The sequence below is a fragment of the Methylobacterium sp. W2 genome, assembly GCF_020662345.1.
Classification (GTDB): Bacteria; Pseudomonadota; Alphaproteobacteria; order Rhizobiales; family Beijerinckiaceae; genus Methylobacterium.
This window is the reverse complement of record NZ_VMOA01000001.1, coordinates 145,397-161,019: the sequence shown is the minus strand read 5'-3', so window position 1 is coordinate 161,019 and position 15,623 is coordinate 145,397. Positions and strand designations below refer to the sequence as shown.

Annotated in this window: 18 protein-coding genes; 11 read left to right on the top strand and 7 right to left on the bottom strand. The window is 67.1% G+C overall.

Annotated elements, in window-relative coordinates:
- Positions 1-83: 83 nt before the first annotated feature.
- Together FPV16_RS00760 and FPV16_RS00755 are read right to left on the bottom strand one after the other, a co-directional pair.
- Entirely contained in the window at positions 84-842 is a 759-nt protein-coding gene (locus FPV16_RS00760) for a phosphatase PAP2 family protein (RefSeq protein ID WP_227435374.1), read from the bottom strand.
- Between the two features lie 35 nt (positions 843-877).
- On the bottom strand, positions 878-1,414 hold the full coding sequence (locus FPV16_RS00755; protein WP_227435372.1) for a 2'-5' RNA ligase family protein: 537 nt from the start codon (positions 1,412-1,414) through the stop codon (positions 878-880).
- Between the two features lie 105 nt (positions 1,415-1,519).
- On the opposite strand from FPV16_RS00755, the gene FPV16_RS00750 reads away from it, so the two are divergent.
- The 7 genes from FPV16_RS00750 to FPV16_RS00720 all read left to right on the top strand — a co-directional run bounded on the left by FPV16_RS00750 (position 1,520) and on the right by FPV16_RS00720 (position 6,771).
- Positions 1,520-2,497 carry a glutathione S-transferase family protein gene (locus FPV16_RS00750; protein ID WP_227435536.1) on the top strand — a complete coding sequence of 326 codons (978 nt, stop codon included), beginning with the start codon at positions 1,520-1,522 and terminating at the stop codon, positions 2,495-2,497.
- 59 nt (positions 2,498-2,556) lie between these two features.
- Entirely contained in the window at positions 2,557-3,033 is a 477-nt protein-coding gene (locus FPV16_RS00745) for a hypothetical protein (protein WP_227435371.1), read from the top strand.
- Positions 3,034-3,209: 176 nt separating this feature from the next.
- A complete protein-coding gene (locus FPV16_RS00740) occupies positions 3,210-4,139 on the top strand; it encodes a thioredoxin family protein (RefSeq protein WP_227435370.1) in 930 nt (309 codons plus the stop codon).
- Positions 4,140-4,167: 28 nt separating this feature from the next.
- Positions 4,168-4,836, top strand: coding sequence for an LON peptidase substrate-binding domain-containing protein (locus FPV16_RS00735; RefSeq protein WP_227435368.1), 669 nt, complete (start codon positions 4,168-4,170; stop codon positions 4,834-4,836).
- A 24-nt stretch (positions 4,837-4,860) separates the two neighbouring features.
- On the top strand, positions 4,861-5,067 hold the full coding sequence (locus tag FPV16_RS00730; RefSeq protein WP_227435367.1) for a Trm112 family protein: 207 nt from the start codon (positions 4,861-4,863) through the stop codon (positions 5,065-5,067).
- 8 nt (positions 5,068-5,075) lie between these two features.
- Positions 5,076-6,065 (top strand): asparaginase, encoded by a 990-nt coding sequence (locus FPV16_RS00725; protein WP_227435365.1) that lies wholly within the window; start codon positions 5,076-5,078, stop codon positions 6,063-6,065.
- Between the two features lie 313 nt (positions 6,066-6,378).
- Positions 6,379-6,771: a hypothetical protein gene (locus FPV16_RS00720; RefSeq protein WP_227435364.1), complete on the top strand. Its 393-nt coding sequence runs from the start codon at positions 6,379-6,381 to the stop codon at positions 6,769-6,771.
- 6 nt (positions 6,772-6,777) lie between these two features.
- Here the strand turns inward: FPV16_RS00720 and FPV16_RS00715 are convergent, their stop codons facing one another.
- Both FPV16_RS00715 and FPV16_RS00710 read right to left on the bottom strand, forming a co-directional pair.
- Positions 6,778-7,137, bottom strand: a complete 360-nt coding sequence (locus FPV16_RS00715; RefSeq protein WP_027171991.1) for an STAS/SEC14 domain-containing protein — start codon at positions 7,135-7,137, stop codon at positions 6,778-6,780.
- Between the two features lie 51 nt (positions 7,138-7,188).
- On the bottom strand, positions 7,189-9,375 hold the full coding sequence (locus tag FPV16_RS00710) for a primosomal protein N' (protein WP_227435362.1): 2,187 nt from the start codon (positions 9,373-9,375) through the stop codon (positions 7,189-7,191).
- A gap of 350 nt (positions 9,376-9,725) precedes the next feature.
- Between FPV16_RS00710 and FPV16_RS00705 the strand changes: the two genes are divergently transcribed.
- Complete coding sequence (locus tag FPV16_RS00705) at positions 9,726-10,490, top strand: alpha/beta fold hydrolase (protein WP_227435361.1); 765 nt, start codon at positions 9,726-9,728, stop codon at positions 10,488-10,490.
- A gap of 135 nt (positions 10,491-10,625) precedes the next feature.
- The gene (locus tag FPV16_RS00700; RefSeq protein ID WP_227435360.1) at positions 10,626-11,486 is read left to right on the top strand and encodes a cell envelope integrity EipB family protein; all 861 of its coding nucleotides are present in this window, start codon (positions 10,626-10,628) and stop codon (positions 11,484-11,486) included.
- A gap of 96 nt (positions 11,487-11,582) precedes the next feature.
- On the opposite strand, the gene FPV16_RS00695 is transcribed toward FPV16_RS00700, so the two are convergent.
- Positions 11,583-11,888 carry a DUF3572 domain-containing protein gene (locus FPV16_RS00695; RefSeq protein WP_227435359.1) on the bottom strand — a complete coding sequence of 102 codons (306 nt, stop codon included), beginning with the start codon at positions 11,886-11,888 and terminating at the stop codon, positions 11,583-11,585.
- A 76-nt stretch (positions 11,889-11,964) separates the two neighbouring features.
- Between FPV16_RS00695 and FPV16_RS00690 the strand changes: the two genes are divergently transcribed.
- Complete coding sequence (locus FPV16_RS00690; protein WP_018045229.1) at positions 11,965-12,342, top strand: response regulator; 378 nt, start codon at positions 11,965-11,967, stop codon at positions 12,340-12,342.
- Positions 12,343-12,399: 57 nt separating this feature from the next.
- Positions 12,400-13,773, top strand: coding sequence for a PleD family two-component system response regulator (locus FPV16_RS00685; RefSeq protein WP_227435358.1), 1,374 nt, complete (start codon positions 12,400-12,402; stop codon positions 13,771-13,773).
- Here the strand turns inward: FPV16_RS00685 and FPV16_RS00680 are convergent.
- The gene (locus FPV16_RS00680; protein ID WP_227435357.1) at positions 13,722-14,996 is read right to left on the bottom strand and encodes an O-antigen ligase family protein; all 1,275 of its coding nucleotides are present in this window, start codon (positions 14,994-14,996) and stop codon (positions 13,722-13,724) included. The genes FPV16_RS00685 and FPV16_RS00680 overlap by 52 nt on opposite strands.
- Before the next feature lie 17 nt (positions 14,997-15,013).
- Positions 15,014-15,604 carry a DUF2059 domain-containing protein gene (locus FPV16_RS00675; RefSeq protein ID WP_227435356.1) on the bottom strand — a complete coding sequence of 197 codons (591 nt, stop codon included), beginning with the start codon at positions 15,602-15,604 and terminating at the stop codon, positions 15,014-15,016.
- Positions 15,605-15,623: the final 19 nt, after the last annotated feature.

Genomic DNA, 15,623 nt, shown 5'->3' with positions numbered 1-15,623 from the left:
AGCGATGACCCGCAATGCGGCAAGGGGCGGTTCATACGAGCCGATCGCACGAAAGCGCCTGCCAGCGAAACCCCGGTCACGGGTCAACCCGGCGGAGGATCGGGGGACTCGACCTCGCCCCTTCGCTGAAGGATCAGGGCCACGAACCAGCACAGGGAGGCCCAGGCTGCGCCGATGCACCAGCCGGCGAGCACATCGCTCGGCCAGTGCACGCCGAGATAGATCCGGCTCACCCCCACGATGAGCGTCATCCCGACACCGAGAAGGAGGATCAGGACCTTCACCGCACGGTTCTGGTCCACGCGGGCCAGCAGCGTCGCCAGGGTGAGGTAGGCGATGGCCGACATCATCGCGTGGCCGCTGGGGAAACTCGCGGTGAACACGTCCATGCCGTGGGGGACGAGATCCGGCCGCGGCCGGTGGTAGAACATCTTCAGTACCGTCGAGACGAGCAATCCCCCGCCGATGGCACCGAGCACGAAGGCGGCGATGCGGTGGCGCCGGGTGAGCGCCAGATAGGCGACCGCGCTCAGGGTGACGAAGGTGATGGTGAAGACGCTGCCGAGTCCCGTAATGTCGCGCATCGTCTCCTCGAGCCAGCGAGGCCCGATCGGGTCCGAAAGGTCGGCCGGGTTGCGCAGGGCGAGCAGGATCTTGCGGTCGAGCGCCTCGGTGGAGCCCTCCCCGACCTCGTCGGCGAGAAAGAAGAAGGCGTAGCCAAGAAAGCTCACGCCCAGCAGCGCCACGAGGGGGCCGACCTCGTTGAGGCGCAGGCGCAGCCACAGGGCCGTGGCATGGCTGAACAGCGGATGCTGGAGATAGGTCGGGAGCGGCGCCTTCATGCTGCGGCCTTCGTCATCGGTTCGTCGTCCCTCGCTCATCGATGCCGCCCGAAGGCGAAGCGTCCCCGCTGTTGCCACGGGCCACCGAGGTAACGCCAGAGGATCAGCCCCGGCGACGTGAAGCGAAATGGTTCGAAATCGCGCTCCAGCGTGTGATGCAGGGTGCGGGCGACATCCGGCGCGACCTTGTTCTGGACGGTGACGTGGGGCCGCCATCCCTGCCGGTCCTGTGCGGTCAGAACGTCCACGTAGCGCCGAGCGATCTCGTCCCGAAGCCGGGACAGGGCGTCGGAGGCGAGGGCGAAGGCGACGCCGCGGCCCATGAAGCGAAGGTCGGTGACGGCGACCTCCGCCGATTCCCGCTCCGCCGTGAGTTCGGAAAGGGTCGCGGCGATCCCCTCCTCCTCCAGGCCCGGCAGGTGGTGGAACAGGGTGGCATGGGCCGGGATGACATTGAGCTTCTGCGGGAAATGCCGCCGTCTCAGCCCGTCGAAATGCGCGAAGGTCTCCGGGTCCATCTCCAGGGTCAGGATCAGCGGATCGGCCGTGGGCGCGTCGGGCAAGGTGCTCATCGCCGGCTAACCGTGCGGATGCAGACCTGTTCCCGCCATTTTGCTCTTTCCGAGAGGCTGCGCATGGCTCATCTCGCTAACGGCGAAGCTGGTGGGAGACGACGGATGGGATTGCTGGTCGACGGCACCTGGCAGGATACTTGGTACGACACGAAGGACACCGGCGGCCGGTTCAAGCGAACGGACGCCAAGTTCCGCAACTGGGTTACCGCCGACGGCGAACCCGGCCCGTCCGACGAGGGCGGATTCCGGGGGGAAGCCGGCCGCTATCACCTCTACGTCTCGCTCTCCTGCCCCTGGGCGCACCGCACCCTCATCGTGCGTGCCCTGAAGGGGCTGGAGGAGGCGATCACGGTCTCGGTGGTCGATCCGCATATGGGATCGGAAGGCTGGGTCTTCGGCGGTTCACCGGGCGCCACACCCGACTCGGTGAACGGCGCGAACCGCCTCTACGAGGTCTATCTCAAGGCAGTGCCGGACTTCACCGGCCGCGTCACCGTTCCCGTCCTGTGGGACAAGCAGCGGCGGACCATCGTCTCCAACGAATCGTCCGAGATCATCCGCATGCTGAACGACGCGTTCGGCGGCACCGGTCCCGACCTCTATCCGGAAGCCCTGCGCGGCGAGATCAATGCGGTGAACGCCCGCATCTACGATTCCGTCAACAACGGGGTCTACAAGGCCGGCTTCGCGACGACACGGGACGCCTACGAGGAAGCCTTCGACGCCCTGTTCGCCGAACTCGATTCCCTCGACGAGCGGCTGGGCAAGGCCCGGTACCTGTGCGGCGCGGCGCTGACCGAGGCCGACATCCGCCTGTTCACCACGCTGGTGCGGTTCGATCCGGTCTATGTCGGGCACTTCAAATGCAACCTGCGCCGAATCGCCGACTATCCGAACCTCTCGCACTACCTGCGCGACCTCTATGCCCTGCCCGGTATCGCCGGCACGGTGAACCTCGACCACATCAAGCGGCACTATTACGGGAGCCATCCGACCCTGAATCCGACGGGGATCGTGCCGAGAGGTCCCGAGCTTGATCTCGACGCTCCCAACGACAGGGCGTTACGGTTTGGACCATGACGCCGCGACCTTCGCGACATTGCCCTCGACAGATGCGACGACGGACATACATCAGCGCCATGAAGACGCGTTTTCCCCTCATCCTGCCCGTCCTTGTCGCACTTGTCGCCACGGCAAGTCCCGCGAGCGCCCAGACCGCGATCAAGCTCGAAGGCTCGTGTGAGAAGCTGATCGTGGCGGGATTGGACATCACTAAGAACTGCAAGGACACGATGATGAACACCGTGTCCCGCAACCGGACGAGTTTCGACTTCTCCGCCTGGGACGGTCGCTCCCTGAGCTTCAGTGGCAGCGGAGCCCAGCAGGAGCGGACGGAGGAAACCGACGCGCTTCAGCCGATCAATCTCGTCGTCCCCGGCGAAAAGACCGACGAGGGCGTGGTTCGCGGACCGCTCGCGGCCGTCGGATCCTGCAGCTTCAGCAATCCGCAGGAGGGCAAGACCGCGATCACCTGCGAGGCGACCTCCGCCAAGGGACGCTACGAGGCCCGTTTCGTCACGGACTCGAAGACTCCCCCCGGCGCGCCGAAGCCCTGAGGCGGTGCTTCCGCGCCACGGCCGAGCGGCCGAGGCGTGCATGCCGGGATGGTGTGAATAGCCCGAGTATCGCTCTGGTCCAGTTGAGCCGGGGCGCCCATCTAGGGCAAGGACGAATCTGATCGGCTACCGGCGGCACCCGTGCCGTCGATCCGAGTGCGAGAGTTGAGGACGGCATGCTGAACGACGTTTCCACCGCCGGGGCGAGCCCTGCCGGCGGTCCCGCGAACCTCATCAAGGACGTCACCACCGCGACGTTTCGCGACGAGGTCATCACCGCCTCCCTGGAGCAGCCGGTGCTGGTGGATTTCTGGGCGACGTGGTGCGGCCCCTGCAAGCAGCTGACGCCCCTGCTGGAGAAGGCCGTGACCGCCGCCAAGGGCGCTGTCATCCTCGCCAAAGTGAACATCGACGAGAATCCGGCGATCTGGTCGCAGATCAGCCAGCAACTCGGGCTGCAATCGATCCCCGCCGTCATCGCCATCGACAAGGGCCGTCCCGTGGACGGCTTCGTCGGCGCGCTGCCGGAAAGCGAGATCAAGGAGTTCATTGCCCGGCTCGCCGGTCCCGCCGGCCCGACGCCGGTGGAGGCGATGATGACCGAGGCGGAGGTCGCTCTCGGCGAGGGCGATCTTGCCGGAGCCTCCGAACTCTATGCCGCGGTACTCGGCGAGGAGCCCGGAAACCTGGTGGCACTCGCGGCCCTCGCGAAGATCCAGCTCGACTCCAGCGAGGTCGCCAATGCGCGCCAGATCCTCGATATGGCGCCCCCCGAAAAGGCCGGCGACCCGGCCTTGGCCAGCATCCGCGCGGCGGTGGAGCTCGCCGAGCAGGCGGCCTCCCTCGGCGATCTCGGCGTGTTTCAGAAGCGCATCGCCGCCGATCCCGCCGATTTCCAGGCCCGGTTCGACTTCGCTCTCGGTCTCAACGGCCTCGGCAAGCGGGACGAGGCGGTGGACGAGCTGATCGAGATCGAGCGGCAGGACAAGACCTGGAACGACGGGGCGGCCCGCAAGCAGCTCCTCACTTTCTTCGAGGCCTGGGGCCTCATGGACAAGGCTTCGATCCGTGGCCGGCGACGACTGTCGACGCTGGTCTTCGCATGACGCATCAACGCCGGGGCGGAGAGACGCGATGAGCACCCATGCGGGCTACAAGGGGCCGGGCGACTGCCCCGGTGTCATCCCCGTCTTCCCCCTGCCCGGCGCTTTGCTCCTGCCCCGTGGGCAGATGCCGCTCAACATCTTCGAGCCGCGCTACCTCGCTATGGTGGACGACGCCCTAAGGACCGATCGCGTCATCGGCATGATCCAGCCCGACGTGGAGAGCGGTTCGTCGCCGATGACGCCCAAGCTCTTCCGTGTCGGCTGCATCGGCCGGATCACCCAGTTCGCCGAGACCGGCGACGGGCGCTACCTCATCTCGCTCACCGGCATCGCGCGGTTCCGCGTCGAGAGCGAACTCGCGACCACAACCCGCTATCGGCGCTGCCAAGTCTCCTACGACGACTTCATCAGCGATTTCGAGCCGCGAGCCGGTGAGGATGCAGTGGACCGCGAGGGGGTCCTGAAGGCGCTTAAGGACTTCGTCGAGGTGAACGACCTCAAGGTCGATTGGGCCGGTATCGACGAGGCGCCGAACGAGGCCCTCGTCAACGCGCTCTGTATGATGAGCCCGTTTGGCTCACGCGAAAAACAGGCGATGCTGGAGGCGGCCGACCTCAAGACCCGCGCGGAGGTCTTGATTGCGGTGACCGAGATGGAGTTGGTGCGCGGATCGGGGTCTGAACCGACCCTGCAGTGAAGCCGCGACGCGAGGACAGTGACGATGACCGACGAAATCCCCACCGCCGTGGAAGCCACGCGCGTCGACCCGAAGCTCCTCGAACTTCTGGTCTGCCCTCTGACCAAGCAGACGCTGGAATACGATTCCGTCCGCCAGGAACTGGTGAGCCGTTCGGCCAAGCTCGCCTACCCGATCCGCGACGGCATTCCGATCATGCTGCCCGAAGAGGCGCGTGCCCTGAACGATTGAGCCGATCGGTGACGGACGTCGTTCTCCCCACCGTCGCAATCGTCGCCACCGGCGGCACCATCGCGATGAAAATCGACCCGGTGACCCATGCACCGGTACCGGCCTTGTCGGGAGCCGACCTCGTGGCCGCCGTGCCGGGCCTGGAAAAGCTGGCGCGGATCGCCGTGACCGAGTTCTCCAACATCCCGAGCGCGGAGATGGGGCCGGACCTGTGGCCCTCGCTGACACGGACCGTCGAGGGGTTGCTCGCCGATCCCGACATCGCCGGCGTCGTGGTCCTGCACGGGACCGATACCCTCGACACCAGCGCCTATTTCCTCGACCTGACGCTGCGCATTGACAAGCCGGTCGTGGTCATCGGCGCGCAGCGCAACGCGTCCGATCTCGACAGCGACGGCGCCCGCAACCTCCTCAATGCGGTGCGTCAGATCCTCTCGCCCGCCGCCGCGTCCCTTGGTGTGACGGTGACGCTCAACCATGCGATCAATGCGGCGCGTGACGTGAGGAAGACCCACACCCACAATGTGGAGACCTTCCATTCGGGCGAGACCGGCTACCTCGGCACCATCGATGAGGATCGCGTGGTGATTCGCCGGGCGCCCCTGCGGCGGCAGACCCTGCCGCTGCCCGAGCGGCTCGCCAGAATCGTCATCGTCGCGATGTATGCCGGTGCCGATGGCAGCCAAATCCGCCATGCCGTCGAGAGCGGCGCGGAGGGGATCGTGGTGGCCGCCCTCGGCATGGGTAACGTCAATGCCGCATTCCTCGACGCGATCAGGAGCGCCATCGCCAAGGGTGTCGGCATCATCATCGCCACGAAACTGGAGAACGGCCGCGCCCTGCCCGTCTACGGATTCCCCGGCGGCGGCAGTACCCTGAAGGCGGAGGGCGCCGTCTTCGCCGACGACCTGTCGCCGGACAAGGCCCGCGTCCTGGCTCTCGTCGCACTCGCGATCACGCGGGACCGCGACGCGTTGCAGGCCCATTTCGATCATTAAGTTGATCGTTGATCCCGAGTGCCATCGCTCGGTGACGCAGCATTGTTCACCTCGAAGCGGCACAGGCTTGGCTATAGGTTGAGCTTCCGGTTGGGCCGTGCCTAATTTACGCGCTACCACTCGGTATTCCGCTCCAGAATTCGCCACTGCCTCCTCATTGCAACGGCGAAGCTTACCTTAGCGGACGCCATAAACTTGCCCTGAGCATCCTGAATCTATACAATCCAACAATCCGTTGATCGCATGACTTCTCTCAAGGGCGCCGAAGGGCTGCCTACGGGACGCTGTGATCTATCTCAACGCAGGGGGAAACATGTCGAAACTCGTGGCTGTGCTGGCACTCGGAGCCGGACTCTCATCGGCTCATCTTCAACCGGCCGTCAGCCGCGAGGCCGGCAACTTCAATGGCGCATGGTCCGTGGAACTCGTGACCGAGAGCGGCATCTGTGACAGCCGTTACAGCTACTCGGTCTCGGTCCAGGACGGTCAGGTCCGGCTCGTCTCCTCGGCAGACCGGGCCACGATGACCGGCCGCGTCGGCACCGATGGAACGGTGGGGCTCAACGTCTCGAATGGCAGCGCCAGCGGCGCGGCTTCCGGTCGGCTCGAGGCCCGCTCGGGAAGCGGCACCTGGAAAGTTTCGCCCCTCTGCTCGGGGCGCTGGACGGCGCGGCGTCAGACCACGCGCACCGCCCAGGCCGAATAGGGTTCGTTAAGCGGCAGCGAGCCAGCTCCGTGCCTCGTCGATATGGGCGCGGTCGAAGGTCTTGATCTGGGCCGGGGACACCTTGCCGAACGTGTCGGCGACCATGCGCAGCCAGGACGCGTCCGTGACCAGGGCGACGTGACTGACGCCCTTCATCATGGCGAGACCGAAGCGCACGTCCTTGAAGAAGGCCGCCGGCTCCATGCCCTTGAACTCGCGTACGTCCTCCAGCAGCTTGAGCTTGCCGCCCTTGTCGAGATCGGCCTGCATCGCGGTGATGACGGTGTTCATGTCCTGATCGGTGATCTGGCCGTCGACGACGATCTCGGCGACGTTCGAGTCCGGTGTCTTGGTGTAGGTCAGCACGTGCAGCACTCCTGGTCGGGTCGAACGCACCATGCGAACGTTGGACCAGACTTATAGGAAACTCTGAGGGTCCACGTCGATGGCGACCTTCACGTTGCCGCGAACCTTCGGCCCGCGCCCGAGCCAATCGCGCAGGTAGCCCTGGAGATCGACGGCCCGCTCGGTCTTCACCAGCAGCCGGAACCGGTAGCGTCCTCGGATCAGCGCGAGGGGTGCCTCGGCCGGCCCCAGCACCATGATGCCCTCCGGCGGTTCGGCGGCCCGCGCCAGGGCCTGCCCATGCGCCTCCGCCACCTCGCGCTCGTTGGCCGAGACGATGAGGGCGGCGAGCCGCCCGAACGGCGGCAGGCCGGCGGCCTCGCGCGAGGCGATCTCCTCCTCGTAAAATCGGGTAGCGTCGCCCGAAAGCAGAGCCGCGATCACTGGATGATCCGGCTGGTAGGTCTGGACCAGGGCGCGGCCCGGTTTGTCGCCGCGTCCGGCACGGCCCGTCACCTGCTGGAGCAGCTGGAAGGTCCGCTCCGCTGCACGCGGATCGCCGGAGGTCAGGCCGATATCGGCGTCGAGCACGCCGACTAGGGTCAGATGCGGAAAATTGTGGCCCTTGGCGACGAGCTGGGTGCCGATGACGATGTCGCATTCCCCGTCGGCCACGCTCTGCAATTCGGCGCGTAGGCGCTCGGCCCCGCCGGGAAAGTCGGAGGAGAGCACGATGATGCGCTTGTCGGGAAACAGCTCCGTCACCTCCTCGGCAATGCGCTCCACCCCAGGCCCACAAGGGGTGAGATTGTCGAAGGTGCCGCATTCGGTGCAGGCGTCGGGCCGGCGTTCGGCATAGCCGCATTGGTGGCAGACCAGTGCCCGGCGGAAGCGATGCTCCACCAGCCAGGTCGAGCAGTTGCGGCACTGGTAGCGGTGTCCGCAGGCCCGGCACAGGGTGAGCGGCGCATAGCCCCGCCGGTTGAGAAACAGCAGCGCCTGATCGCCGGCCTCGATGGTGGCGCGCACGGCGTTGACCAGGGGAGGGGCAAGGAAGCGGCCCTTCTCCGGCTTATCGAGGCGCATGTCGATGGCATGGATGTCCGGCAGCCGCCGCCCGCCGAACCGCTCGGGCAGGACGATATGGGCGTAGCGCCCCTTCTCGGCATTGACCTTGGTCTCGATGGAGGGGGTCGCCGAGGCGAGGACCACCGGGCAGTTCTCGAGGCGGCCGCGCACCACCGCCATGTCGCGGGCGTGGTAATGGACCCCGTCCTCCTGCTTGTAGGCGGCCTCGTGCTCCTCGTCGACGACGATGAGGCCGAGATCGCTGAAAGGCAGAAACAGGGCCGAACGGGCGCCGACCACCACCGCGACCTCGCCCGCCGCCACACCGGCGCGCAGGCGCTCGCGACGCTTCGACCCGATGCCCGAATGCCAGGTCGCTGGCCGGACGCCGAAGCGCTCGGCGAACCGGTCGAGGAACTGCGCCGTGAGCGCGATCTCCGGCATCAGGATGAGAGCCTGTTGCCCGCGCCGGACGGCTTCCGCTACGGCCTCGAAATAGACCTCCGTCTTGCCCGAACCGGTGACGCCTTCGAGGAGGATCGTGGGCGCTTTCCGCGTGGTCCCATCCTCGGACGTGGGATAGGTCAGGCCGATGAGGTCGCGGGCCGCCTGGTCTTGCACCTCCGACAGGGGAACGCGCTCGTGGTCTGGGTTGGGCGGTAGCGCCACCGGCTCCGGCGCCAGGGCCACGGCCTCGAGGGCGCCATCATCAATGAGGCCATCGACCACGCTGAGCGAGACGCCGGCCTCCTTGGCGAGCGCGCTCTTGCCGCGCATCGCCCCGTCCCCGGCCACTGCGAGAACCTTCAGTCGCGCCGGCGTCGGCCGGGCGGGCGGCTTGCCCGTTTCCCGCACGCCGATGCGCGAGGTCTCGCTGCGGGCGGCCTCGTCGGGCAGGCGCAGGGCCATAGCTAGCGCCGAGCCCTTCGGAGCCAGAGTGTAGCGGGCAAGCCAATCAACGAGTTCGCGCAATGGGTCGGAAAGAGGGGGCGCTTCGATCCGGCCCGTCACGAGCCTCAGGTTCGAGCCACCGGGGCTTTCCGACACCTGCCAGACCACCCCCACCGTCTCGCGTGGCCCGAGCGGCACCTGCACCACGTCACCGGGCGCCAGGACCAGCCCGGCGGGCACGGCGTAGCTGTAGGCGTTGTCGAGCGCGAGCGGGATCAGGATGTCGGCGACGCTGGGCATGGGCTCTTCTGCATGGGGACCATGTTCTATGTACGTACTCTCTCGCCGGATCGCGAACGATCGCCGCGCGCCAGACCGATCGCCACCGGCAAGGCGGCGAGGGTAAAACAGTGCCGAGGACAGGCCGAGACCTGGAGGACCGTTGAGCATCAGCGCAGGGGCGGTGAGGTTCGGCGACATGCAGCGGCTGATCACCGTCGGGCAGGCCAGCATCCGGCGGTCGTCGGTCCGGTCGCTCACGCGAGTGTGGCCGGCATCGTGCGTTTCACCCCTTGCGTCATGGCTGTCGCCGGCACTACCTCGACCGCCGCCCCGCGGATGTCGGACGGTGCGCTGCGGGGAGCAACCCGATGACGGCTTCGTCACTCGACCTCCACGGACGGATCGGCCTCCACGCAAGGAGTGCGGACGTGAGGGAGACGGACGGTGCGGAGGGCGTCGTGCTGCTTCACGGCATCGCGCGCCGCTCAGCCTCCCTCGGGCGGATGGAGCGCGCTTTTCGCGCCGAGGGGTACCGGACACTCAACCTCGACTACCCCGGGCGAAAGGCCACGATCCAGACGATCGTCGAGGGCGCCGCGCCAGAGGTGGCGGCATTCGCGTCCGGCCTGCGCCGCCTGCATTTCGTCACCCATTCCATGGGCGGACTCGTGGCGCGGGGAATCATCACCCGGCATCGCCCGGCCAATCTCGGCCGCGTGGTGATGCTGGGACCGCCGAACGGCGGCAGCGAACTCGCGGACTTTCTCCATTGGATGAGGCCCTACCGGATGTTCTTCGGGCCGGCGGGCGCGCAACTCACCACCCACCGCTCGCCGGCCCTCAGCGCGCTCCTCGGCGAGGTCGATTTTCCCTTGGGGGTCATCGCGGCGGACCGCTCAATCTGGCTGATCGAATCCTTTCTGATCCTGCCCCGCCCCAATGACGGGCGCGTGAGCGTGGCGCGGACGCGGGTCTCCGGCATGGCCGACCATCTCACGCTCCACACCACCCACGACCTGATGCTCCTGAACCGTGCCGCGATCAGCGCCTCCCTGCGCTTCATCCGGCACGGCCGCTTCCGAGGCGCCACCGGCGTCGAGGAAGCGGCGCAGGGTGCCGCGACGGCCCGGTGAGGCGTCGCGAAGGCGTAGGCCGGGACCATGGAGAGGACCAGGGGCAGGCCGTTGCCGCTCTGGCATCGGCCCCCTATCTGTGACGGCGCATCGGCACGCCGCTCGCTTCGACCGGCGTGGCCATCGGGAGACCTCATGCGGTTGCCAAGCTCCACCCTCGCCATCGCGTTCGGCGCCCTCTCCGCTTCCACGGCCTTTGCCGAGGCCGCGCCGATGCGATTGGCCGGCCACCGCGCGGTCTACGACCTGTCGCTCGCCGAGAGCCGGGGCGCGCGAGCGGTGGAGAGCGCGCGGGGCCGCATCGTCCTCGATTTCAGCGGCGATGCCTGCAAGGGCTACACGATGCAGACCCGGCAGGTGACGGAGCTCGATAGCGGCGAGACCGGCAAGCGCCTTTCCGATCTGCGCAACACCACCTTCGAGGGCGGCGACGGGCATAGCTTCCGCTTCAAGACCAACACGGTGCTCAACGGCAGCGCATCCACGTCGGTGGACGGAACGGCAGAGAACGGCCCCGAGGCCCTGAAGGTTAAGCTGAAGGAACCCAAGCGCGACCAGTACACCGAAACCGGCCCCGTGCTGTTCCCGACCCTCCACATGCGCCGCATGATCGAGGCGGCACAGGCCGGCGAGACGACGATATCGGCCAAGGTGTTCGACGGGTCGGACGATGGCCGCAAGATCTTCGACACGCTTGCGGTCATCGGGAAACCGATCACGGCCGAAGAGCCTGCCAAGGATCGCGGCACCGACAGGGATAAGCCCCTGCGGGAAGGCGAAATGGCGGCGATGCGGCGCTGGCCGGTGACCTTGAGCTATTTCACCCCCGGACAGGGCGAGCGCACCCCGGTCTACGTCCTCACCTTCCTCCTCTACGAGAATGGCGTCAGCGGCGGGCTGAGTCTGAACTACGGCGACTTCACCATCGCCGGCGATCTCAGCCGCCTCGATCTCCACAAGACCGACGCGAAGACGGAGACCGAGTGCAAGCCCTGACACGTCACGCTGTCCGGCGCCCTTGAGGGCGGCCGGTCGAGGCCGCTCGTGGGACCTCGGGCACACCCTTACGTTGGCCTCCAGCGCACTTCGTGCTCATCCGAATTCGGCGTCGGGATCGGGCGGACCGAGCCGGCGCCATGCAGCCGCGATCCGTTCGGGCTTCACGTCGAGGGCCGTGGCGCAGGCGATCAGCACCGCCTCGTTGCTCATGACATGGTCGAGGACCGCCGAGAGGAAAGCCGGATCGGTGGCGCTTTCCCGTACCGTGTCGGGCGTCAAACCGGAGGAGGCCATGAAGGGCAGGAGCCTGTCGCCCTCCTCCGCGAGCCATCCGAGCACCAAGATGGCGAGGTGCTCGGCGGATTCCTCGGGTCGGTCGGATTTGCGTTTCGTCAACATGTATCCCTTAGGTTCTCATTGAGCGGGACGCCGGTCCTTCCAGAATGCGCCGCCAGCCTGCCGGGAACAATGAGCCATGCCGAAGACCGTGCTCATCGTCGAGGACAACGAACTCAACATGAAGCTCTTCAACGATCTGTTGGAAGGGCATGGCTATGCGACGCTCAAGACCGCCAACGGGATCGAGGCGATCGAGCTCGCCCGCGCCCACCGGCCCGACCTGATCCTGATGGACATCCAGCTTCCCGAGGTCTCCGGTCTCGAAGTCACCAAATGGCTGAAGGAAGACGACGACCTCAAGCATATCCCCGTCATCGCCATCACGGCCTTCGCCATGAAGGGTGACGAGGAGCGCATCCGCGAAGGTGGCTGCGAAGCCTATCTCTCGAAACCGATCTCCGTGGCGAAGTTTCTCGCCACCGTCCGCCTCTACCTCGGCGACGGCGCCCGTTGATGAGGGCCACCGTCCACAGGGTCGATCCGTCGAACCCGTTAGAATCCGCGAGGAACGATGTCGGCCCGCATCCTGATCGTCGATGATCTCTTTCCGAACGTGAAGCTGCTCGAGACGAAGCTGTCCCTCGAGTATTTCGACGTTCTGGCGGCCATGAACGGGCCGGATGCCATCTCGATCTGCGAGAAGGGCCTGTGCGACCTCGTCCTGCTCGACGTGATGATGCCCGGCATGGACGGATTCGAGGTATGTCGCCGCCTCAAGCGCAACCCGATCACTGCCCATCTCCCGGTAGTGATGGTGACGGCCCTCGACCAGCCGTCGGACCGGCTGCGCGGCCTCGACGCCGGGGCCGACGACTTCCTGACGAAGCCGATCGACGACACCGCCCTGTTCGCACGGGTGCGCAACCTCGTCCGGCTGAAGGCGGTCACCGATGAGCTTCGTGACAGGGCGCTGGCCTCGCGGGAGTTCGGCATCGGCGATCCCCTGGCCCTCGCCGCCGCCGGGGACGGCCAGAACGCGTCGATCCTGCTGGTGGAGGACCGGAAGAACTCGGCCGAGCGGCTTTCAGCGGCCTTGAACCAGCACCATCGGGTTACGGTCGTGGCGGACCCGCACGACGCGATGGTCCTCGCCACCGAGGGGGATTTCGAACTGACTCTCGTCAGCCTCGACCTCCAGGGTTTCGACGGCCTGCGCCTCTGCAGCCAGGTCCTGTCCCTCGACCGTACCCGCACCATGCCGGTGATGATGATCGCGGAGGAGCACGACAAGGCACGGGTGATCCGCGGCCTCGAATTCGGCGTGCACGACTATCTCATGCGCCCGGTGGACCGGAACGAACTCGTGGCCCGCGTGCGCACCCAGGTGCGGCGCAGCCGTTTCTCGGACACCCTGCGTGGTGCCGTCCAGGCCTCTATGGAGATGGCTGTCACCGACGGGCTCACCGGGCTCCACAATAGACGCTACCTCGACAGCCATCTCGCCGTGCTGTTCGACGACGCCGCCCTGCGCCACCGTGCCGTCTCGATGCTGATGCTCGATATCGACCGGTTCAAGTCGATCAACGACACCCACGGTCACGAGGCTGGCGACGAGGTGCTCCGCGCCTTCGCCGACCGTATCCGCCTTCATACGCGCGTCGTCGACATCGTCGCCCGCTATGGCGGCGAAGAGGTCGTCATCATCCTGCCCGACGCGGAGCCAGAGGCCGCCCATGTCATCGCGGAGCGTATTCGCGAGCGCATCGAAGCCGTCCCGTTCCTGATCGACCAGGAGACGCGCGAGATTCACGTCACCGTATCCATTGGGGTGGCGTGCCGCCATGGCGACGACAAGGGACCGCCCGACATGCTCAAACGGGCCGATCTCGCCCTCTACCGCGCCAAATCCTCCGGCCGCAACCGGGTCGAAGCCGAAGCCGCCTGAGGAAGGCAGGACCGGCCGGGGTCCATTCCGGCCTCGCGTGTCCAGGTAATGGCGGCGCCGACGGCCGCGATCCACCAGCCCTGCCAGGCGCCGTGCTCCACGAAGGCGACGGCCGTGCATGACCCCACGAGGCCGAGGGCGACCGCACATTCTCCACGCGGCAAGCGCCCGATGAGCGCCACCATCATCATCAGGATCGCGCCGGCCAGGGCTGCGCCGACGATACCGAGCTCGGCCCAGATCTGCAGGAAGATGTTGTGCGGGTGGCCGACCGCCAGCATCGGCCGCAGACCCGGCTCGATCCGGGCGGCGACGGGCGTCTCGATGAACCGCGCCGAGGTCCCGAACCCGGCGCCCTGCCAGGGATCGAGGGCCACGGCCGCGCCGAAGCTGCGGGCGATGGCGACCCGTGCGCGCGAACTGCTTTGGACCAGCCGCTCATGGACAGCGTCGGGCATGACCTTCTGGAGGATATCCCCTTCCACCGGTGCGAGGATGAAGGCGAGGGCCAGCACGGCCCCCACGATGGCCTGCCCGACCCGGCGCGGGGTCAGGACGGCGATGAAGGCCGTAACGGCGCCGGCTGCGAGCCCCATGGCGGCGGCGCCGCTGATCGATCGCAGGATCGCCCCGGTACTTATCACGAGCACGAGGAGCGCCGCGATTCCGTGCCCGCGCCGGTAGAGCAGATAGGCCAGGGGACCCATGACGGGCAGGATCGTCAGGGCGGGACGGTTGAAGACGAACAGCGCCACTCGCGACCCCATCGCCCGATGGAGGGGAAGGTGAGTGGCCAGGGCCACGACGATGTAGAGGCCGGCGACCGTGATGGACCATGCAGCGAGCCGGGGCGTGAAGGCCGGCATGTTCCCGGGCGCGAGGCGGGCAAGGAGATAGGCCCCCGTAACGGTCGGCAGGAACTCCTCAAGACTGCGCCAGGACAGATCCTCCACCGGACTCCAGGTGATGCTGGCCAGCGACCAGACGACGAAGCCCAGGGCGGTGAGGCCGATCGGCGTAGTGAGGGGCTTCCCGACGAATCGCATCGTACCGCGAACGTCCTCGATCAGCCCCGCCACAAGGAAGAACAGGGCAGCGAGGCCGACGACGGTCGGGCTCGACCGGTTGGCGAGCGCCATGGCCACCGGAAGGATAGCGAGCGTAACGGCACCGGCGGCACGCAGACGCGCGACCGTCTCCGATCGAGGAGGGAGACCTGACATCGGAGAGGGTCGGGCGGCTACTGGAGCTCGTGGCCGCGCTTGCCCATCTCGGCACGCACGCGGACCATCATGTATTCGGACACGCCCTGGGTCCAGTTCTGCATGGCCTGGACGATCTCGTCGAGCACCTGCGGCTGGGTCTCGACGTAGCGCTTGCCCGCTGCCGAATGGAAGAAGGCGACGATCTCGGTGAGTTCGGCCTCGGACAGGCGGCTCGCGTAGATCTTGGCCGCCGTCTCGATCATCATCTGCTTCTGCAGTTCCATCTCCGGCGCCAGGGAGGTGAGAACCTCGTCGAGATCTTTGGTCAGGTCCGGGCGGGTGATGGCCGCCTGCTTGATCTGTTGGCCGAAGGCCGGAAGGATCGAATCGAACGAGCGGGCGATGCCGGAGCTGAGGGTGACCTCCCGCGCCAGCGCCAGATGGTTCGGGGTGAAGGTCGGCTGCTGGGCGGCGGGCGTGGCGGGCGCCGGCGCGGCGGGCTTGGCTCCGGGCTTGGCCGGCGCGGCGGGTTTCTGGGCCTGGGCGTGCCCGATGGTCGGAACCGAAACGGCGAGGACGGCGGCGAGGACGGAGCCGATCAGGACAGTAGAGAGGCGGCGGGACATGGCGAACGCTCCGGAAAGG